Source organism: Aquimarina sp. BL5 (genome assembly GCF_003443675.1).
Lineage (GTDB): Bacteria > Bacteroidota > Bacteroidia > Flavobacteriales > Flavobacteriaceae > Aquimarina.
Genome location: NZ_CP031963.1, coordinates 2736931 through 2756516 on the forward strand (window position 1 = coordinate 2736931; position 19586 = coordinate 2756516).

21 protein-coding genes are annotated in these 19586 nt (G+C 32.6%); 11 read left to right on the forward strand and 10 right to left on the reverse strand.

Annotation, left to right across the window (positions count from 1 at the left end; genetic code table 11):
- The first annotated feature begins 1 nt into the window (after window position 1).
- From D1818_RS11770 to D1818_RS11780, 3 genes are read left to right on the forward strand one after another with little or no spacing between them, the layout of a single operon-like run.
- Window positions 2-574, forward strand: a complete 573-nt coding sequence (locus D1818_RS11770; protein WP_118459201.1) for a hypothetical protein — start codon at window positions 2-4, stop codon at window positions 572-574.
- 21 nt (window positions 575-595) lie between these two features.
- Entirely contained in the window at window positions 596-1228 is a 633-nt protein-coding gene (locus tag D1818_RS11775) for a hypothetical protein (RefSeq protein ID WP_118459202.1), read from the forward strand.
- Complete coding sequence (locus D1818_RS11780) at window positions 1218-2240, forward strand: hypothetical protein (RefSeq protein ID WP_118459203.1); 1023 nt, start codon at window positions 1218-1220, stop codon at window positions 2238-2240. The genes D1818_RS11775 and D1818_RS11780 overlap by 11 nt, the downstream gene beginning before the upstream one ends.
- Window positions 2241-2361: 121 nt before the next feature.
- Here the strand turns inward: D1818_RS11780 and D1818_RS11785 are convergent, their stop codons facing one another.
- Complete coding sequence (locus tag D1818_RS11785) at window positions 2362-5541, reverse strand: DUF5060 domain-containing protein (protein WP_118459204.1); 3180 nt, start codon at window positions 5539-5541, stop codon at window positions 2362-2364.
- Window positions 5542-5887: 346 nt separating this feature from the next.
- Between D1818_RS11785 and D1818_RS11790 the strand changes: the two genes are divergently transcribed.
- Together D1818_RS11790 and D1818_RS11795 are read left to right on the forward strand one after the other, a co-directional pair.
- Complete coding sequence (locus tag D1818_RS11790; protein WP_118459205.1) at window positions 5888-6370, forward strand: MarR family winged helix-turn-helix transcriptional regulator; 483 nt, start codon at window positions 5888-5890, stop codon at window positions 6368-6370.
- A 3-nt stretch (window positions 6371-6373) separates the two neighbouring features.
- Window positions 6374-6847, forward strand: a complete 474-nt coding sequence (locus tag D1818_RS11795; protein ID WP_118459206.1) for a GNAT family N-acetyltransferase — start codon at window positions 6374-6376, stop codon at window positions 6845-6847.
- 65 nt (window positions 6848-6912) lie between these two features.
- Here D1818_RS11795 and D1818_RS11800 read toward each other — a convergent pair whose 3' ends face one another.
- Together D1818_RS11800 and D1818_RS11805 are read right to left on the reverse strand one after the other, a co-directional pair.
- The gene (locus D1818_RS11800) at window positions 6913-7764 is read right to left on the reverse strand and encodes a carbohydrate-binding protein (RefSeq protein WP_118459207.1); all 852 of its coding nucleotides are present in this window, start codon (window positions 7762-7764) and stop codon (window positions 6913-6915) included.
- A 38-nt stretch (window positions 7765-7802) separates the two neighbouring features.
- Window positions 7803-8618: a carbohydrate-binding protein gene (locus tag D1818_RS11805; protein ID WP_118459208.1), complete on the reverse strand. Its 816-nt coding sequence runs from the start codon at window positions 8616-8618 to the stop codon at window positions 7803-7805.
- A 764-nt stretch (window positions 8619-9382) separates the two neighbouring features.
- Between D1818_RS11805 and D1818_RS11810 the strand changes: the two genes are divergently transcribed.
- The 6 genes from D1818_RS11810 to D1818_RS11835 all read left to right on the forward strand — a co-directional run bounded on the left by D1818_RS11810 (window position 9383) and on the right by D1818_RS11835 (window position 14605).
- The gene (locus D1818_RS11810) at window positions 9383-10117 is read left to right on the forward strand and encodes a hypothetical protein (protein ID WP_118459209.1); all 735 of its coding nucleotides are present in this window, start codon (window positions 9383-9385) and stop codon (window positions 10115-10117) included.
- Between the two features lie 8 nt (window positions 10118-10125).
- A complete protein-coding gene (locus tag D1818_RS11815) occupies window positions 10126-10788 on the forward strand; it encodes a hypothetical protein (protein ID WP_118459210.1) in 663 nt (220 codons plus the stop codon).
- On the forward strand, window positions 10761-11552 hold the full coding sequence (locus D1818_RS11820) for a sensor histidine kinase (RefSeq protein WP_118459211.1): 792 nt from the start codon (window positions 10761-10763) through the stop codon (window positions 11550-11552). Before D1818_RS11815 ends, D1818_RS11820 begins: the two co-directional genes overlap by 28 nt.
- 46 nt (window positions 11553-11598) lie before the next feature.
- On the forward strand, window positions 11599-12237 hold the full coding sequence (locus D1818_RS11825; RefSeq protein WP_118459212.1) for a response regulator transcription factor: 639 nt from the start codon (window positions 11599-11601) through the stop codon (window positions 12235-12237).
- 302 nt (window positions 12238-12539) lie between these two features.
- Complete coding sequence (rpoN, locus tag D1818_RS11830; protein ID WP_118459213.1) at window positions 12540-14000, forward strand: RNA polymerase factor sigma-54; 1461 nt, start codon at window positions 12540-12542, stop codon at window positions 13998-14000.
- Entirely contained in the window at window positions 14000-14605 is a 606-nt protein-coding gene (locus tag D1818_RS11835) for a hypothetical protein (protein WP_118459214.1), read from the forward strand. Before rpoN ends, D1818_RS11835 begins: the two co-directional genes overlap by 1 nt.
- Here D1818_RS11835 and D1818_RS11840 read toward each other — a convergent pair.
- The 7 genes from D1818_RS11840 to D1818_RS11870 all read right to left on the reverse strand — a co-directional run bounded on the left by D1818_RS11840 (window position 14600) and on the right by D1818_RS11870 (window position 19564).
- Window positions 14600-15316, reverse strand: coding sequence for a porin family protein (locus tag D1818_RS11840; protein WP_118463685.1), 717 nt, complete (start codon window positions 15314-15316; stop codon window positions 14600-14602). The genes D1818_RS11835 and D1818_RS11840 overlap by 6 nt on opposite strands.
- A gap of 147 nt (window positions 15317-15463) precedes the next feature.
- On the reverse strand, window positions 15464-15943 hold the full coding sequence (locus D1818_RS11845) for a biopolymer transporter ExbD (RefSeq protein WP_118459215.1): 480 nt from the start codon (window positions 15941-15943) through the stop codon (window positions 15464-15466).
- A gap of 20 nt (window positions 15944-15963) precedes the next feature.
- Complete coding sequence (locus D1818_RS11850) at window positions 15964-16581, reverse strand: biopolymer transporter ExbD (protein WP_118459216.1); 618 nt, start codon at window positions 16579-16581, stop codon at window positions 15964-15966.
- 469 nt (window positions 16582-17050) lie between these two features.
- A complete protein-coding gene (locus D1818_RS11855; protein WP_118459217.1) occupies window positions 17051-17533 on the reverse strand; it encodes a biopolymer transporter ExbD in 483 nt (160 codons plus the stop codon).
- 21 nt (window positions 17534-17554) lie between these two features.
- Window positions 17555-18163, reverse strand: coding sequence for a biopolymer transporter ExbD (locus D1818_RS11860; protein WP_118459218.1), 609 nt, complete (start codon window positions 18161-18163; stop codon window positions 17555-17557).
- A gap of 2 nt (window positions 18164-18165) precedes the next feature.
- Complete coding sequence (locus tag D1818_RS11865) at window positions 18166-18660, reverse strand: phosphoethanolamine transferase domain-containing protein (RefSeq protein WP_118459219.1); 495 nt, start codon at window positions 18658-18660, stop codon at window positions 18166-18168.
- Between the two features lie 112 nt (window positions 18661-18772).
- Complete coding sequence (locus tag D1818_RS11870; protein WP_118459220.1) at window positions 18773-19564, reverse strand: MotA/TolQ/ExbB proton channel family protein; 792 nt, start codon at window positions 19562-19564, stop codon at window positions 18773-18775.
- Window positions 19565-19586: the final 22 nt, after the last annotated feature.

Consider the following 19586-nt stretch of genomic DNA (forward strand, 5'->3'; position numbering starts at 1 on the left):
TATGATAAAACTGAAAACATTACTAAACTTTGTGATTTTATGTGCTTGCTTTTTTTCTTTAGGCAGTTGCTCAACAAAAGATCGCAATACGCAAATAGTCCAAAATTATTACGATCAATTAAATCAAAGTAATTATTTTGAATTATCAAAAATTATTGGGGATAGTATAACCATTAGCGAAGGAGATTATCATATGAATTATTCTAAAGATGATTATTACAAACACTTTCAGTGGGATTCAGTTTTCTCTCCAAAATATGAATTATTAGAAATTAAAGAGATTGATGAAAAAGTAGCAATTAAAGTTTCTAAAATATGTACTAGAATTAAATTTCTAAATGAGAAACCCATAATTTCCAAAGAAGTAATTGAAATAAAGAATCAAAAAATTTCTAAAATAAAAAACATAGAAATGGACTCTGATTTTAAGCTTTGGAATCTTACGAAAAATGAGATGGTAACTTGGATCAAAAAAAATCATCCTGAGCTGGATGGTTTTATATATGATCAGACCAAAACCGGTGCTCAAAATTACTTAAAAGCGATAGCTTTATATAAAGAATTTAAGAAGTAATTGGCTAAAAGCAAATCATAAATGAAGATAAATTACAATGATTTGGTGCTAAATAAGAACATTCAATATTTTCATAATCCTTTTGGAGGTATTGATGATGAAGAATTAATAGAGGTTATGGATCCTAAATATTCTTTTGAAGAATTGACCAACACATTAAACCAAAACAAACCAATTATCATACAATTTGTTGGAAAAAAGGGACGAGGAAAAACTACTCATTTAAGAGCTCTACACCAATTAATATCTAATTCCAAAATATACTTTTTAGATCGTAATGGTTATAGAAACATTACAAATCCAGGAAACCTAAACATATTCATTGATAGTGTACATCATATCCCTTTGAGAAAGAGATTGCAACTATGGAGACAAGCTAATACTTCTTATGTGATTACTACGCATTGGTTTCGAAACCTCGAACTTTATCTCTGTAATCGTACATACAAAACTTTTCATTTCAAAGGAGTAACCCTAGAAAAACTAGAAAAAATCTTAAAGAAAAGGATATCACAATACTCATCGTTAGAACAGAATGAAGTTATAATAGACAAAAAGGTCTTGCAGATTCTTTTAAAGCAATTTGGAGATAATATTAGAGGAGTATTAAATTTTTTATACGATTGTTTTAAAGTAGAATTTTATGGCTATTAAAGATTATATAAATGTTTTTTATTCATTTGAAAACAATAATGGTTTTTCAACAAACACCGTAAACAGTTTTGATATTCGCATTAATCCACAATTAGACATGACGTTTAATCGTGTTATATGCAGTTTACAATATCAAATCATAGGTAAAGCAATCAGCAATAAAACTAGGATATCATCTTTAATTGTTGATCAAAATAGTTCTTGGAAAAAAAAGAATAATTACAACTATAAAGGAAGATTTGAATTAGGAGATTTACCTGCATCATATGACGGAAGAAATCTGCAAATAATATGGTGGTTATATTTAGATGTAGAATTTGATCAAGAATCAAAATCCAGAATCCAAAACCTACTCCTAAAAGATATTTTTATTGTTAGTCTCATCAAATCGTTCGATGGAAAACATCAAAATAAAAATATAGTCTCTCTTACTAATCCTAATTATGAATATACTATTAATGATTTTGATAAGGTTTATAAAATAGATCCCTATCTATATTTTATAATTGGAGTTTTTATAATAATCATTACTATGATATTATATTTTGGTGATATTCTTAAAAAGTATTTTTGGATACCCGCGCTTGCTGGAATCGGTATTGCTGGATATGGCCAATATAAAATAAATAGTATTGGGTTGCTTAAAGAAGTTAGATTTAAAGGAACTCATATCGATAAAGAAAAATTCAATTTAGAGATCATTATACTTAAAAATGAAAAGAAGATATCTTCTGCAAAAATTCGATACGTGATAATAGAAGAAGTTATAGATGACCGAGGTACCACATCTACTACTTATAAGGAAAATGTTTATAATTCAGAAACTAAAACAATCAATGCTCCTATAGCTATAGTCTCAAGTACTCAGTTACCATATCCTTCTCGGAACATTCCTATAGATTTCTCAAGGATAAATGTTCGCTTTTACGCTCAAATAGAAATTGATTTTCAATTTAAAAATAATACTAGAGGAGTTATAAAACAGACATTCCCTATGGCTAAAATTTCGTAACTCTTGTTTTTAGAAATAAATATACAAATCAGATACAATCCTTATTAGAAAAAGAGCCGAAAATAATCCTAGATTATTTTCGGCTCTTTTAAATATTATTTAAAAAATGTGTTTTATCAATTTACTCTTTTATAAATTTCAATGTATTTTGATTTCCTTTATTACGAATCACCATAAAATAAACGCCAGAAGGGATTCCAGATATATCAATAGCATTATTTTCTGATTCCGAAATAGTAATGGAAGACATTACTTCTCTTCCTGTCATATCATAAACTGAAGCCATTCCTTTGGTTAATCCTTTTACATTAATAAAATTTTGAGCAGGATTTGGATATAAACTGAATTCCTTAACATCAAACTCATTCACAGAAAGTGCACAATCAACAAGGATCTCATCCGGTCCTACTCCATTTGGTTTAGTATACGTCTGAGACAGCACAAACTTATCCATTTCCACACCATCTTCTCTCATAGAAAAAGAAATGGTATGTACTCCAGCAGAAGGAACATCAATATATATTAATTGTGCTTCTCCACAGTGATTTGCATTAGTTCTTTGTTTACTTTCCCATGTCCATTCATTTTTACCAGCGCACCACTGCATTCTTTGTCCTGATGCAGGCCAAGTTCCATCGATTCCGACATGAATACCATTATCTTCTGATCCTGTGGAGTACAGTCGTACCCATACAAAATATCTTCCTGGAGTGGTGAATTTTACTTTATAATCCAAAATACCTACGACACCTGGAGTATTTGAAAAGCTTTCTCCATTTACTAAAGGATCATCGTGCGTAACTCTAGTATCAGGTAAAATTTCTATATATCCATCTCCACTAGCCGAAGCGTGATGACTTGGATCAGGATCTGGTGTTGGAGTAGCAACAGTTCCATCCTGGAAATACCATTTCCTCTTGTCAGTTTTTGACTGACCTTCAAAATGCTCTGCCTCTACTGCTACGATTCCATTTTCTTCTAGAGCAGCACACGTATTGTTTCCATCTCCACCGCCTCCGTCACCATCAGCGCAGTCTAATTCTAAAACAAGCTTTGGTGCATTTGATCCTTCTTTTGAAGAAAAAGAAACATCGTTACCTCCTGTTTGTCTAATCACTAACGAAACAGTTTCTCCCGCATTAATTCCAGATAAGTTCCATTCGTATGATTGACCTTCACTATATGTTGTATTTAAAGAGCCAATTAGAGCACCTTCACCTGGTTTATTGCCATCAGAAAGATTACTTTCTGTCCAATTGTTTGTAGTTCCTTTATACACTTCGATAAGTCCATTACCGCCATCAGTGCTAACAGACATTTGTAGCTTTACTCCGGTTATCGTTTCTGTAGGTGTTGGAACTACAAACTGCAAATAAGAAACTCTATTTCCGCTTTCTACTCTTAATTCAGACGAGTTAAATAAAGTAGTTCCTTGTAGATATGCATCTTGAGCAACAACTACATTTTGTGTATTAGTACAATCTGTCCCATCAGATTCTCCTTTAACTAAAGCCACCCAATCATTAGTGTCTGGCGCAGATATAGTATTAGATACAGCAGTTGCGGCACTTAAACTCCCTCCAGATCTTGGGTTATACCATTGTACCTGCCAAGTTCCAGAAGGTAAATCAATGTTTGTAGATCCACCATCTGGAAGATATATTGCATATACTTCTCCAGGTTTTGCCAATACATAATCATTAGCAGATGTAATACCATCAGAGGATACCATGTCTACCAAATATTCCTGTAAATAAGATTCAAAGAAATTTAATGCGTAACTCGCATGAGAATATTTTACATCTCTAGATCTATGATTTTGAGCGGTTAAATCGGTTTCTCCTGTTTGATATCCATAATAATATTCAACTCCCATACCACCGGCCATAAGAGCTCCCCATAATACTTTGTCACGTACTAATTTATCTTCTTTACCATCTTGATCAACCCCGATATTTGCACTTCCTTGCTCATCATTAGCAACTACCCATTTTTTTCCTGCATTTCTTGATTTCTCAAGCCATCTTCTTACATCATCATGAACTTTATTTTTATCAGTCTGAACAGATGCTCCTGTAAGTTCAGAATTAGCACCTAATAGTGGATCATATCGTTGATCTTGCTGACCAGGATACGTATGTAATACAATATGATTATCATATGGATCTACATCTTTAATATAGGAAGCAATCGATTTTGTCACACTATCTGGTAAGGTAGTTTCTTCAGTAATATTCCAATTCAATGCAAGATGATGTCCAAAACGGGCAATTAACTCCCGATAATAGAGTTTACGTTGTCTCCCGTTCGTATTATCATCCATGATATTATCATTTTCAGTTTCCAATGTTTTAAAATGTAGAAATACTCCTTTTTTATCGGCGTATTCAAATACCTTCTCCCATTGTGCCATTTTAGAGATATCAAAACGATCTTTATGTACTCCTTGATTCCATTGTTGACCATCGTTGTATCCGTTATAAACATTTTCAGAAACCTTTATCAAGTGAGGAAAAACATTTTCGTCATCTCCGTGAAGACTTAGTGTGAGGAAAGAGAAAGCATTTAATCCTTTAGTAGAAAGATAATTAACTACTCCTAGAAGCTCGGTTCCTTGACCATTCTTCCAAGTATATCCACTTGCATCACCAGCAACATAATCTTGTTGATGTGGATTCCAATCTTTTCTTCTACCTCCACGATTAGGTGTATTATCAAAATCGTTATACGCTAATGTGTTTTCCGGAGCATCTGCTCCAGCTTTCACAAACCAAGGACCGTTTGGGCTCTTAGGGTCAGTACCTGAGTGCTGTAAATAATGCTCTCCTACATATTGCAGTTTTCCTTTATTTTTTGATCTAAAGTCTCTTCCAGATTTATCAGATTCTTCTATGGTAAAGGATCCCACATCTCCATCCATAAATCCAGCGCTGGAACCGCCGCCATTAACAGCAACATCGCTACCAGAAGTAAAAGCCGCCGACCAATTCCAGTTTCCTGTTTTTCCTGGAGTAAAATGTACTTGCCATATAGTACCTGAATCACAACTGGAATCTGCAGCATCATTACACCCTGCATAAAATCCAGGAACTACATAAGAAAGATTTCCATTAGTAAAAGTAACATCTAATCTATAATCCGAAAAAGGATTTGGATTTGCCGTCTCTGAAGTGTTAGGCCCTTCAAAAGATAAAGTAATTTTGTGCCAACGTTTTAATTCTCCTTCCGGGGCTTGCGCTGCTGCAAAAGAAGCAGACATTAGCAATACTGCTAAAAGTTTTAATCGAGTTAAAAAGATCATGTGTGGTTAATTTAATATTGATTTGAGTTTAATTAATTCTAAAAAAATTATAGACAAAAAAGCTATAGTTTTTAGTAATGAGTTCGGTTATATTCAAAAAAAGTGTAATTTATTAACAACGGAACTCAAAGCAGCATAGTATCTTTAGATACATCTAAATAGTATTCGTAAACAAAAGAGCTGTATTCGCAAATATTTGATTAGTATTCGATTAAACCCCACGAACATATCAAGCTTCACAAAAAACCCAATTACAATTTCGCTCTATATGATCTAAAAAGTCAGCTTGTAGTTCTAAAATTGAAAAAAAATATGTACTTTTATATAAGTACTTATATAAATACTTATGAAAGATAAACTACGAGAGTTTGGAGAATTAGGATTAGGGTCGCGATTGAAACGATTAAGCGATTTTATGATGAAAGAAATTCAACTGGTATATGATGCAGCCCATATTGATTTTGACCCATATCTTTTCCCAATCTTTAAAACAATTATTGATAAAAAATTTGCAACCACAACAGACATACAAGAAGCAATACACTATACACAACCTGCTATTACACAGGCATTGAAAAAATTGATTGACAAAAAACTTGTTACATACAAAACAGATCCTATCGACAAACGAAAAAAAATATTTAAACTATCTAAAAAAGGATCCTCTTTGCACAAAGAAATGATTCCTCTATGGGAAATCATGGATCAACAGGTAAAATGGCTTACAGAAGGTAGTACAACTAGCCTTATAAAGCACATCAATCACTTAGAATATCAATTAAAAGAAAAATCATTACATCAGAGAATATTAGAAACCTATAATCAATAATTTATGGAAACAACAAAGAACATCACCATCATACCTTTTGATTCTAAATACGCTAAGAATTTTGCTGACCTTAACGTGGAATGGTTAGAAAAATACTTTGTGATAGAGCCACACGATGTAGACTTATTAGAACGATGCGAGGAAACAATTATCAACAAAGGTGGTCATATTTTCTTTGCCAAGTCAGAAGATGATATTGCAGGTACATTCTCGCTTATTAAAATCGAAGAAGGAATCTATGAATTAGGAAAAATGGCCGTGTCCCCAAAATTTCAAGGACAAAGAATCGGGCAACAATTAATGTTATACTGTATAGATTTTGCTAGAGACCAACACTGGACTAAGTTAATTTTATACTCTAACAGAATCTTAGAAAATGCCATACATATTTACAGAAAATATGGCTTTACAGAAATTAATCTCGAAAAAGATTCACCATATCTGCGAAGCAACATCAAAATGGAGTTAATACTATAAAAACAAAAGTCCACCGCACAAACACACATGCGAGGCGGACTCATTCATTAAATAAACGTCTTTATTTAATTGTAAGAATTTATAGTTACCGTATAATTATTACCATAATTATTATCCCAGTATTCGTCTCCATTTACGCTATAGACTACTGCATATTCTACCTGATCTTCTGAAGCGTCTAGTGTAGCATAACCTTGCCATCTCTCTACATTATAATTATTCGGGCTTTGGATACTATAGAACGGTCCATTAGTCCAAGTAGATCTAAACGCTAATGGTGCATATTTTTGTGTTTGCCAACCATCTGAAGAATATACTACTCCGACTTCCTTATCAGGTGATAGATTTCTTACGTCCACAGTAATATTAAATGTGTTTTTATTATCATAAGGAGCATAGGATAGTGATACAAAATCGGTGTCTACGCTTACATTAAGATCGGATTTAGCAAACAAATAACCTTCTTGGTTATCCATTCTATAATTAGCACCAAAATTATTATCCCAGTAGGTACTTCCGTTTACTACATATTTTATTACGAATTCATCATCATATTCCTCCGTTATACCATAACCACCTTGACTATATTCACCAGTCCATAATTCCGTTTGATTATCAATAGTAGTGTTATAAGATAAAACTATTTCATCCCAGCTCCCATCTTTCTTTTCGTGGTAAATAGACACACTCTTATCATATGCCAAATTAGCTACTTCTACAGCGAATTTATGATAATAAGATGTATAGCCCCGATAAGAACCAAATGATTTCCAGGCTTTTACCAATTTTACTGGATTTGAGTTTTTAGCAACTATTTCATTCTTAGTGACTTCTGATTCGGGATTTTCGATAAAATCATCTTCTGTGCTACAGGACAGCACTAATAAACTCATAAATAAATAAAAATATTTTTTCATTGTTGTTAGTGATTTGTGGTTACTTAATTATTTGATTGTTAGTATATAATCTTATTCAAAGTGTAATTATCCCCATAATTATTATCCCAGTATTCCTGTCCATCTACTTTGTAAATAATAGCAAAATCTATGGATTGAACGTTATCAGCCACTCGAATAGATGTGTCATAAACATCTACATCAAATTGATTGGGGCTCATAATATAATGCGCATACCCAACTCTAAAATATCTTTGATACGTTAAGGGAACAGTATTTTTTGTTACCCAATTATCAGTTGTATAAACCACCTCCACGGCTGCCGGAGCACCATAATTACGTCTCGCATTAACATTTATAGCAAATGATGCTCCAGTAGATCTTGTAAAATCTTTATTAAGTTCTACATTTATTTCTGGGGACAGATACCCTCCAACATTTACTAACATACTATAGTTCTTACCGTTATTGTTATCCCAATACGTTTCTCCATTCACCGTATACTTCACTACGAACTCATCACTATAAATTTCATAATCAGGGGTAACCTCTCCCACCCATATCTCTTCATCATTATCAATAGCTTGTTCGAATGTTAGCGGTATATCTACCCAATTCCCATTATAAGTTGCATGATGGATTGCAACTTCTTTTTGATATGCTAGATTTTTAACCTTTACCTTAAATTTTCGCTGGTAATTGATCTGAACCGGACTGCTTCTGTTAGCGGTCCAGGCAGTTAATAACTTTACGTTTTCAGAACTAGTTTTTGCTGATAGTTCGATTGATTTCATTTCTGAATCCAAATTGTCTACATCTGATGTACAAGAAAATAGACCTAAGATCACACTAAGTACTAAACAAATTTTTCTCATGATTGCGGTTTTAGTTTAAGATGTTAGTTGTAAAAAAATTACTTTTCGAAAAGTTTAGCTGATTGCTTTATAGCTATTTATAAGTAATAGAAGAAAAATTCCCTTACAATTTCTGAAAGTGTTTTTAACATTTTTTTTAACGAAAAACGTTTTCGGAAAATCAAAATTTTAACATTTTATTAAGCAATGATTTTTGGTATTATAAAGTTTAGTAATTTTGATGTTTTTTAATAAGAAAACTCTTCTATACGGCGAAAATATTTCGTCACATATTTCGAAAATGTTTAGTACAATATTTTGAAAATTTGGTCAATACGAAAACAAAACCAATTTTGTAGTGAGATAAAAAAATGAAACATCATCAAAAAGTATCTGTCCTCTAAATCCATCCACCCTTTCGACAAGATCAATGACATTGGGCAACAAAAACCTTTTTTTTCTCCAACCACTGGGCGAAATCGAAGTGAAAGGTCTCAAGGCTAGTTTTTGTGTAAACACAACCGTTATTCCCCTTTTTATCGAAGGGGTGTTTCCCCCTTTTTCAAAAAGTCCGCTGACATCATGACTTCATGAAAACCTATCGAAACTAACTGCAATTAAACATTTTACGCCATTTAAAATACAATTGCATCGTACGTAAATTTTTTTAAACTATTTAAAATGGTATTTTTAATTCTTAAAACTTTGCTAAACCAAGTTTTTAGCTAATACATATTTTGGTTAAAACCAAAATCACACAAATACTTAATAAACCTATATCAAAAATGAAACAACAAATCAACCACATTAAACAGTATGTAATTATTGCCTTTGCATTAATTCTTGTAATTTCTTGTAAAGAAGGACAAACAAATGCTCCTGAATTAGCAAATTTAGAAAGAAGCATTAAGGAGAAAGATAGTATTATCAGTAACTTAAAAGAGCAACTTGGAGAATTAGCTGATGATAAGCGCAGAATACCAAACAATATCGTACAATCTGAATTTGCTAAAGAAATTTACCATTTATACGATGAAAGAGAAGAATTAATCAATCAAGTAATAGGACAAGATGGAGAGGACAAACCATTTAAAGCAACACGATCGCTCTTTTATGACATTGATGATTTACAACAATATATTAGATATGTTAAAATAAAATCACGTAAAGCTAGAGTAAAACCATCAGGATTTAGATTTTATTTTGCGCTATACCCTAAAGAGTACGTACGTGATAGAGAGAATAAAAAATACGCACAACGACAGACCTTTTTCATTGCTCCGACACTAAGAAAAAAAATAGATGGAAGAGCTGTTGATTTAGGATATACCTTAGACAACAAATTCAATGTCGAACTATTAAAAGATATTATTGGATTTGATAGTATTAGAAAAAAGGATGGTAAAATGTATCAAAAAGCTGGTTTCTTTAATGTAAATCTTAGTAACTTATTAGAAGAAGAAAATAGTTTAATAGCAAATGAGGTAAGTGGAACCCCTCCTATGGGAGAAGAACAGTAAAAAAAGCAATGAATCTAAGCAACGAATTTATAAATACCTTAATAAAAATTTGTATTGGTTTTGAAGTTTTTACGGCGATTGTAGGAACAATTTTCTTTTACAAATATAAAAACGTGAAATTTCTAAGGTATTTTATATTTTTCATTTGGTACGTTGCTTTTAATGAATTGGTAGGACTTTACATTAAACTAGATGGAGGAGTAAACGCAATAATCCACAATATCTATAATGCCGTTAACTTCACATTTTTCTTGTTATTATATCGGTACTATTTTAAAAATAATAAAAACAAGAAGTTAGCACTTTATTTTAGTATTATATATTTAAGTTCTTTTATAATCAATGGTTTTTTCGAGAATTATATTGAAGAATATCAAAGATTACCATATATACTGGGAGCGTTATTTTTAGTCATTAGTATTTTGCTTTACTTTTTTGAAATATTAAATTCTGAGCAGGTTCTGAACGCAAAAAAGAATCTGCTCATATGGATTAGCTTTGGATTACTAATATATTTTGTTGGTAATCTGCCTTTCAGAATTCTAAGAAATTATTACATCGAATTGACTGATGCTACAGTTTTACTTTTAGTAAATATTACTTTAACAGTAATCATGAATACCTGTTTTATTATTGGATTTATATGGAGCGACAAGAAACAGCAATATTAATAGCTACTGTAGTACTCATTATATTAGTTATTCTTATTATTACGCTTTTCTGGGTTTTCCAGAGAAGAAAAAACAGTTTATTGCTACAGCAGAAAGAAGCGGAAAAGAAGTTCGAACGTGCTATTGCAGAAACTCAGATAGAAATACGAGAAGAGACACTTAGAAATATTAGTTGGGAGCTGCATGATAATATTGGTCAGTTACTCACACTAGCAAAAATACAAGTTGATGTAGCTAAAGAAGACCCGAAAAAGCTTCCGGAAGTTACAGAAACGATTACTAAGAGTCTTACGGAACTAAGAGCGCTATCTAAACTGATTAATCCAGATGCGATCAAAAGCCTGAGCCTTACAGAAGCTATTGCCTTAGAAGTAGAACGATTTAATAGATTACAATTTATTGAAGCTACGCTAAGCAGTAATACAGAAGTAAGAACCTTAGATGACAAAGCAGAAATTATCATTTTCAGAATATTACAAGAGTTTTTTAGCAATACTATTAAACATTCTAAAGCTTCTAAACTAAATGTAAATGTTCGTTACAGTAAGGATAAATTAATCATCAATGCAAAAGATGACGGAGTAGGTTTTGATAAAAAAGATCTTAAATCCAGACAAAATATTGGTATTGGATTATGCAATATGCAGAATAGAGGAAAATTAATAAATGCAGAAGTTAGTTTGGATTCTGCTAAAGGAAAAGGTACCGCCATAACCTTAACATATCATTATAAAAAAATGGTTACAGAAGAGGAAGTCGATTAACATAATATAAAGTCACCAAAAGGCTATTCACACAAAAAATACACTCATGAAGTACTCAGTAGTAATTGTAGAAGATCATATCCTATTATCACAGGCACTTGCAGGATTGGTAAATGGATTTTCTAAATTCAAAATATTGTACCTGTGTAAAAATGGAAGAGAACTACTTACTCGATTAAAAGATCCTAAGAACATTCCGGATATTGTTCTTATGGACATCAATATGCCTATTATGAACGGTATTGAGACTACGATCGCTCTCAAAGAAGAATATCCGCAAGTAAATGTTCTAGCCCTTTCTGTAGAAGAAGATGAAAAAACCATTCTTAAAATGCTTCGAGCGGGTGCCAAAGGATATTTACTGAAAGACACCGAAAAGAGTATTCTAGAAAATGCACTGGTAGAAGTACAAGAAACCGGTTTCTATCACACTAAAGATGTTACTAATTTATTATTAGGTTCACTCAACCCTAAAAAAGAAAACAAAGTACAATTAAAAGAGCGTGAAATGGAATTCATTAAACATGCTTGCACGGAAAAAACATATAAAGAAATAGCAAGTGATATGTGTCTTAGCCCCAAAACCATAGAAGGGTATAGAGATTCTATATTTGAAAAATTACATCTAAAAAATAGAACTGGACTTGTAATTTACGCCATAAAGAATAAAATTTTTATTCCTTAACATAGCATAGTGATTATATAACTACTTTAAAAAATAATTCCTTCATAAAGTAATAAATCGATTTTGGCGCGTTTATTGATAAGTTGCATAAAACAGTTTTGAAACATATTTTTTGGATAAACTTTCAAAACTAATATGAATAAGATCCCTCACTCAATGCGGGATTAGTTCAACTATCTTTTTTTTAATCTTTTGCTTTTAGCGAATTTTATAAAAAAGTTTCACTAAACTAACCATCGATTACCTACAGAAGTACGCTGTATTTTGTTTATTTTTGTGAGTATAAGAACATTGACATTTTTATGCTAAAGCAACAATTAAATTTTAAACTTTCTCAAAAACTTTCTCCTCAGCAAATTCAGTTGATGAAGCTAATTCAGCTTCCTACACAAGCATTTGAACAGCGTTTAAAGCAAGAAATGGAGGAAAACCCCGCATTAGATAGCGGCAAGGAAAAAGCTGATGAGTTTGAGGATGCTTTTGGTGATGAAAATTCCAGTGAAGATGATTACGGAACAGAAAAAATAGAAACAGACATCAATGTTGATGAATATCTTAGTGATGACGAAATACCTAGTTATCGTTTAAGCTCTAATAATTATAGTGCTGATGATGAAGAAAAAAATGTTCCTTATGCATCTGGAACATCATTCCACCAACATTTGGTAAATCAATTGAACACCTATCGATTTGACGAAGAAGAGCGAGAAATTGCAGAGTTTCTTGTTGGAAGTATTGACGAAAGTGGTTATATCAGAAGATCTTTAGCAGATATTCTAGATGATCTCGCTTTTACACAAAATGTATACACCACTGAGGAGAAAATAGAAAGCATCCTGAAAATAGTACACCAACTAGATCCAGCGGGTGTTGGCGCCAGAAATCTTCAAGAATGCCTATTGATTCAATTAGAAAGAAAGGAAATCACTATACCAATTAAATTGGCATCAATGATCTTAGACAAGTCTTTTGATCATTTTAGTAAAAAGCATTATGATAAGCTTTTAACTAAATTCGACATTACAGAAGATTTATTAAAAGAAGCAATTGAAGAAATTGAGCATCTTAACCCAAAACCGGGCGGAGCTTATGCCGGTAATAATAAACTTATAGAACACGTAGTTCCTGATTTCACTATCAGAATTGTGGAAGGAGAACTAGAACTTACATTAAATGGCCGTAACGCTCCGGAATTACACGTTTCCAGAGAGTATAACAATATGCTACAAGGCTATAAAGCTAGTAAGGAAAAATCTAAATCACAAAAGGATGCAGTAATGTTTATCAAGCAAAAATTAGATGCTGCCAAATGGTTCATTGAAGCTGTTAAACAAAGACAACAAACACTTTTTTTAACAATGAGTGCAATAATGCACTATCAAAAAAGTTATTTCTTAAGTGGAGACGAGCGTAATCTAAAACCTATGATCCTTAAAGATATCGCGGATGAGATTGATATGGATGTTAGTACGGTTTCTAGAGTAGCAAATAGTAAGTATGTAGATACTCCTTATGGAACGAAACTGATCAAAGAATTTTTCTCTGAATCTATGACTAACGATCAAGGAGAAGAAGTTTCTACAAGAGAAATAAAAAAAATACTGGAAATTACGATAGGGGAAGAAGACAAGAAAAAACCTCTTACAGACGAGAAGTTAGCAAAAATCCTAAAAGAAAAAGGATACCCTATAGCCAGAAGAACTGTAGCCAAGTACAGGGAGCAATTGGATATTTCGGTTGCCAGGCTACGAAAAAAGATTTAATGAACTTTTTACTAAAAAGCATTTCATATATTTTTCACCCCTTATTGATGCCCATAGCTGGCTCGGTAACTTATTTTGTTACTGCCCCTAGATTTATTCCGGAAAATATTATTCAAGCAAAAATTCTAGGCTTAATAGTTGTTACCATACTTATCCCAATAGTTCTCTACTTTTTTCTTAGGACTACTGGTATTATCACTTCTATTCATTTAGAAGATGTAAAGCAACGAAAAATCCCTTTATTGTTGCAGTCATTATTATTGCTTTTAGTGATTAAAATGATTATCGACGCATATAATTACCCCGAACTGTATTTTTTCTTTCTCGGAGCTTTATTATCATCTTTAAGTGCCATTTTTATGGTGTTTTTTGGTATAAAGGCAAGCCTACATATGATCGGAACAGGAGCCGTTACCATGTTTACAATTGCATTAAGCATACATTTCGAAATAAATCTTATTTTATTTATTGCTGCCATGATTATAGCTAATGGTCTAGTGGCTACATCGAGATTGCATTTTAAGGCGCATACTAACCTAGAACTTACACTTGGTTTTTTGATAGGTGTTATCCCTCAACTTACTCTAGTTAATTTCTGGCTATAGGATATAAAACATCAATCCAATTTTAGCAACATTAAGACCAACTTCTTCCGTGCCAATAAGCGCATTGTTGTTAAATAAAGGATTTAAACTATAATAAAAGTGAAAATTAAAAGTGTTCCATCCGAAGGTAAAAGTAGCTCCCACTCTCCAACGGTTTAATTCATCAATTTTTGTTTGCCCTACTTGATTCCCAGGTTGTTCAAAATTAGAATTAAAATAATACAAATACCCAACTCTTAATCCCGTGTAGATTCTCCAAAACTTATGAGTATCTGGCACAGAAGTTCTCCACCTAAATTCTAATGGAGCTTCAACCAGATGTGTTGTAAACCTGTTTCTATCAAAATCTATTCCTTCAAGGCTACTAAAAATACTCTGTCCAGTTTCCTCATTTTCTCCTATAAATAGATTCTGACCGTAGGTATTAATCGAATAGCCTAAACCTAATCCGATAGCTATATTACGTCTTTTATTAATAGGCATATCTCTAGTATAACCTAAATGAAATCCTCCAGAAAATCCAGATTGACCAACATCAGGTGGCGTATTCCAAAGTAAATTAAAGGTAAGACCAACATAGAATTGATCCTCTCTGTAAAGAGAGTCTAATGCTTTTTTCTTTTGTGGACCTAGATCATCTGAAGCTGTTTCTTGACCAAAACCATGACAAGCCAAGAGAAAAAGGCTTAAAAACAAAAGCAATCGCTTCATTTGGCTAACATTTCTTAACATCCATTCCATAGAGGTTACTAAAATAAATCTATTTATTTAGAAAACAGAAGTACTTTCTAAAAAACAACAAGAATTAAGAACCCCGTGAAAGATCACGGGATTATACGGAGGTAACTTAAAAACAAATTATTGTAGATTATTTGATGCTTGCCCCCTTTTTGTGATATAATTAATCTTAAGCATATGTACAGCTCTCAATTCCTTTTTTACATCTCCTACAAGCCCCATTTTCGTATCCTTATCCACCTTTATTGCCGTTGTTAAAAACGGTCGCAGTTCTTCAGGCTTAGATTTTATCTCTTCCAAAACAAAAGATCTAACCTCATGAATTGATGCAAACTTATCGTTAAGCTGAATTTTTGCTTCTGTTCCTACATTTTTATATCTCGAACTAGGTTTACCAGCATAAATATGTATCACCATATTTTTTCTCTCTAACTTTTCAATCTGATCCGCATATGGTAATTCATTTTTAACAATGAGCGTATCATTTCGCATTACTGTAGCAACCATAAAGAAAAACAGTAGCATAAAAACAATATCTGGTAAAGATGCTGTTGAAATTGCAGGTAACTCAGTTTTTGGCTTTTTTTTAAATATTGACATCACGAATAGTTTTTAAGTTATTATAATTCTGCAGTTACAGGTTCTGCTTCTGAAAGTTTCTCTGGGTACATAGATTGAATTTCTTTTATCCGTTCCCGAAGTTTCGTTTTATCACCAGAGTGATTAACATCTTTAAGCTGAGCTTTCATTTCTGTAAAAGACACACCATATATCCTGACAGCCTCTCTATTTCGTAATTCATTATAAGCGCTTATAAGCTCATTCTGAACAGCGATATATGCCTCATAATTTGTTTCTCGACTATTAATCAGTGATATTATCGCCTTATTGGGATTGTCCGAAGATTTTGGATCCCGTGTGCCTTTGCAATAACCACAGTATTCTGTTGCTACTCCTCCTCCATTATCTAAAAAAGCGATAGCAGCCGCTTTTAACTGTTCCAATCGTAAAGGTTTCTTCTCAACAAACAATTCATTGACTTGATTTAACTCTACCCTAAATAGGTTCTTTTCTTTAACAAATGCATCAGGTTTGATTTCTTCTGGAAGCGGAGGTAATCTCCTACTTATTCCATAGTCTGTTTCAATGGTAGTGCTTACTAAAAAAAAGATGAGTAATAAAAAAGCGATATCCGCCATGGATCCCGCATTCACTTCTGGTGCTAATCTTCTAGCCATAATAATACATATTTAGTTAATAATTACTTACTAAATCACACACTGTGAACCTAAAGTGATATTATTTGGAAGAATAAAGGAATTCTAATTCACCTACTATTTTATAGAAGTTTTGATTTATACAACTTAGAGCAGCTATTATCAAAACTAGGTTATCATAGAATTACAACTGTATTATTTCTATTATTCAATATCACTGGCTTGGAAGGTTAGATATTGATCGGATTAACAGATCACAGTTACAAAAAGTAGCAACAATTGTTATGCCAGTATAACACTTATGTGAAAATGAAGATTAAATACTTAAAAAAAATAACATTGCTGAATCTATTATAGCTCTTGTAACTATTATTATTTAATCTAAGACTATTACCTAAAAGATCATTCATATAAAATAATTCAACAATTTATGGCATAAAAAAATCCCGCTTATCAGCGGGATTTTTCAATATATTAAAATCTTTAACTTTTACTGAATATTACCAGTAGCATCACCTTGTCTTGTGGTGTAGTTAATTTTTAGCGCTTGAACTTCTCTCAATTCTTTTTTAATATCGCCAACAAGACCCATATTGGTATCAGTATCAACCTTTAGGGCGGTAATAAGAAATGGTACTTCTTCCTCTCTCTTAGCAGCTCTTTCTGCTAATACAAAAGGTTTAATATCACTTACCTCAGCAAACTTATCATTTAACTGAATTCTCGCTTGTGTACCTGCACTTGCTGCATATCTAGAACTAGGTTTTCCAGCATAAATATACATTACCAAGTTTTTCTTATCAAGCTTTTCCGTCTGATCAGCTTGAGGAAGTCTATTCTCTATCTTTAAGTTATTCTCCCTCATCACTGTTGCAACCATAAAGAAAAACAGTAACATAAATACGATATCAGGTAAAGACGCTGTTGAAATAGCGGGTAATTCACCACCCTTTTTCTTTTTAAACTTAGACATAATTACGTTTTTATGTTATACTTATTTCTTTGGTTCTGCTTCAGAAAGTTTTTCTGGATACATTAACTGTATTTGTTTTATCTGATCCTTAAGTCGATCCTTACTACCAGAGTAGTTTACATCCTTAAGCTCAGTTTCCATTTGAGTAAATGTCTTTCCGTAAAGCCTTTGTGATTCTCGATCTCGTAATTCATTATAAGCAGCAACTAATTCGTTTTGTACCGCTATATAGGTACCATAACTAGTCTCTCTATTGTTACGTAGAGATATTACCGCTTTTTCTGGATTATCCGAAGAAGTAGGATCTTTAGCTCCCTTGCAATAACTACAAGCTTCATCACCATTTCCTCCTCCATTATCTAAGAAAGCAACAGCTGCAGCACGTAAATCCTTTAACTCCATAGGAGCTTCTTCTACTAAAAGGTCATTATTTTTGTTCAATTCTACTACAAAAATATTTTTTTGTTTTAGAATTGGAGGCTCTACTGTTTCATCCAAAGGCGGTGGTAACTTACGACTAATACCTCTATCTGTATCAATGGTTGTAGTAACCAGAAAGAATATAAGAAGTAAAAATGCAATGTCCGCCATAGATCCTGCGTTCACCTCAGGTGCTGATCTTCTTGCCATAATTATTTACCTATTAATTTTTTAACACCTGATAATCCCATCAGGCCAACAGCAATAGCTGCCAAAAAGTAGAAAGCATAAATACCAGCTCCTACCAATTTAGATCCACTTTCAGAAAGTACTTCTCCATCTTTCATTGGAGTTTCAACACCTTCTGCCATTGCATATCCTATACCGATAACGATTAAGAAAGCAACAATCCCAATACCAGCATTTTTTAGACCAGCAGGATTTTTAGCTAAAGCTGAAAAAACAGCAATTAATGTCGCTATTATAATAACAACAAAAATAACCAATGTAAGATTGTACATAGGACTCACCAATGAAGTAGCTTCTGCAAAAGCCGATGAAGATGTATCTTTCACCAAATCTTTCGCTTCTGTAATACCATAGTTATCCATAAGTGTGGTAAAATTACCGTTCATTAAGAACAATAATATCGCACCTATAGCACCTATAGCTAGTACAACGTATGATAAAATTTTTGAAATTTTCATGTGACTAATTTTTATTGGGCTGTAATAATTCAACAACCCTATTTTTAATAATAAATGTTCTAATATCCTATGAAGATTTTATTATCTTAAATAAAATCTAAACAGTCATTTATTATTTCTTGTTTTTGTAAGCTACTAACATATCGATTAAAGTAATCGATGCATCTTCCATATCATTTACTATACTATCAATCTTAGCGATAATGTAGTTATAGAATACTTGTAATATAATTGCAACAATAAGTCCAAATACTGTAGTAAGAAGTGCTACTTTAATACCTCCTGCTACAAGTGATGGTTGCATATCTCCTGCTGCTTCAATTTTATCAAATGCATCAATCATACCGATTACCGTACCCATAAACCCAAGCATTGGTGCAAGAGCGATAAATAAAGATACCCAAGATACATTCTTCTCTAATTGTCCCATTTGAACACCACCGTAAGCAACTACTGCTTTTTCTGCAGCATCAATACTTTCGTCAGCTCTATCAAGACCTTGATAGTATATAGATGCAACTGGACCTTTTGTATTTCTACAAACTTCTTTTGCTGCTTCTACTCCACCACTATTAAGAGCATCCTCTACATTTTGTTGTAGTTTCTTACTGTTTGTAGTGGATAAATTTAAAAAGATAATTCTTTCGATTGCTATCGCAAGACCAAGAATCAAACATAAAAGAACGATTCCCATAAAGCTAGGACCTCCTTCTATAAAACGTTTTTTAAGGTTTTGGTGAAAGGATTCCTCTGCTGCAGGTTCCTCTTCAGCCTGAATAGTTGTTGTTATTGGAGCAATTAATAATTGCACGTTTGCCGTTAACTGGGCTGGAGCAGTGGCTGCTTGCATATTTCCAAAAGCCATTACTGTTGCGATTGCCAGAATAGAAAATAGTCTTTTCATTGCGCTGATTCTTAATTTTAAT

Excerpts from the sequence above, each read along its gene's own strand:
- D1818_RS11845 (WP_118459215.1), bottom strand. The coding sequence starts at position 15,943 with ATGTCAATATTTAAAAAAAAGCCAAAAACTGAGTTACCTGCAATTTCA.
- D1818_RS11820 (WP_118459211.1), top strand. The coding sequence starts at position 10,761 with ATGGAGCGACAAGAAACAGCAATATTAATAGCTACTGTAGTACTCATT.
- D1818_RS11825 (WP_118459212.1), top strand. The coding sequence starts at position 11,599 with ATGAAGTACTCAGTAGTAATTGTAGAAGATCATATCCTATTATCACAG.
- D1818_RS11870 (WP_118459220.1), bottom strand. The coding sequence starts at position 19,564 with ATGAAAAGACTATTTTCTATTCTGGCAATCGCAACAGTAATGGCTTTT.
- D1818_RS11810 (WP_118459209.1), top strand. The coding sequence starts at position 9,383 with ATGAAACAACAAATCAACCACATTAAACAGTATGTAATTATTGCCTTT.
- D1818_RS11850 (WP_118459216.1), bottom strand. The coding sequence starts at position 16,581 with ATGGCTAGAAGATTAGCACCAGAAGTGAATGCGGGATCCATGGCGGAT.
- rpoN (WP_118459213.1), top strand. The coding sequence starts at position 12,540 with ATGCTAAAGCAACAATTAAATTTTAAACTTTCTCAAAAACTTTCTCCT.
- D1818_RS11835 (WP_118459214.1), top strand. The coding sequence starts at position 14,000 with ATGAACTTTTTACTAAAAAGCATTTCATATATTTTTCACCCCTTATTG.
- D1818_RS11860 (WP_118459218.1), bottom strand. The coding sequence starts at position 18,163 with ATGGCAAGAAGATCAGCACCTGAGGTGAACGCAGGATCTATGGCGGAC.
- D1818_RS11795 (WP_118459206.1), top strand. The coding sequence starts at position 6,374 with ATGGAAACAACAAAGAACATCACCATCATACCTTTTGATTCTAAATAC.
- D1818_RS11775 (WP_118459202.1), top strand. The coding sequence starts at position 596 with ATGAAGATAAATTACAATGATTTGGTGCTAAATAAGAACATTCAATAT.
- D1818_RS11815 (WP_118459210.1), top strand. The coding sequence starts at position 10,126 with ATGAATCTAAGCAACGAATTTATAAATACCTTAATAAAAATTTGTATT.
- D1818_RS11785 (WP_118459204.1), bottom strand. The coding sequence starts at position 5,541 with ATGATCTTTTTAACTCGATTAAAACTTTTAGCAGTATTGCTAATGTCT.
- D1818_RS11840 (WP_118463685.1), bottom strand. The coding sequence starts at position 15,316 with ATGAAGCGATTGCTTTTGTTTTTAAGCCTTTTTCTCTTGGCTTGTCAT.
- D1818_RS11770 (WP_118459201.1), top strand. The coding sequence starts at position 2 with ATGATAAAACTGAAAACATTACTAAACTTTGTGATTTTATGTGCTTGC.
- D1818_RS11800 (WP_118459207.1), bottom strand. The coding sequence starts at position 7,764 with ATGAAAAAATATTTTTATTTATTTATGAGTTTATTAGTGCTGTCCTGT.
- D1818_RS11790 (WP_118459205.1), top strand. The coding sequence starts at position 5,888 with ATGAAAGATAAACTACGAGAGTTTGGAGAATTAGGATTAGGGTCGCGA.
- D1818_RS11865 (WP_118459219.1), bottom strand. The coding sequence starts at position 18,660 with ATGAAAATTTCAAAAATTTTATCATACGTTGTACTAGCTATAGGTGCT.
- D1818_RS11805 (WP_118459208.1), bottom strand. The coding sequence starts at position 8,618 with ATGAGAAAAATTTGTTTAGTACTTAGTGTGATCTTAGGTCTATTTTCT.
- D1818_RS11780 (WP_118459203.1), top strand. The coding sequence starts at position 1,218 with ATGGCTATTAAAGATTATATAAATGTTTTTTATTCATTTGAAAACAAT.
- D1818_RS11855 (WP_118459217.1), bottom strand. The coding sequence starts at position 17,533 with ATGTCTAAGTTTAAAAAGAAAAAGGGTGGTGAATTACCCGCTATTTCA.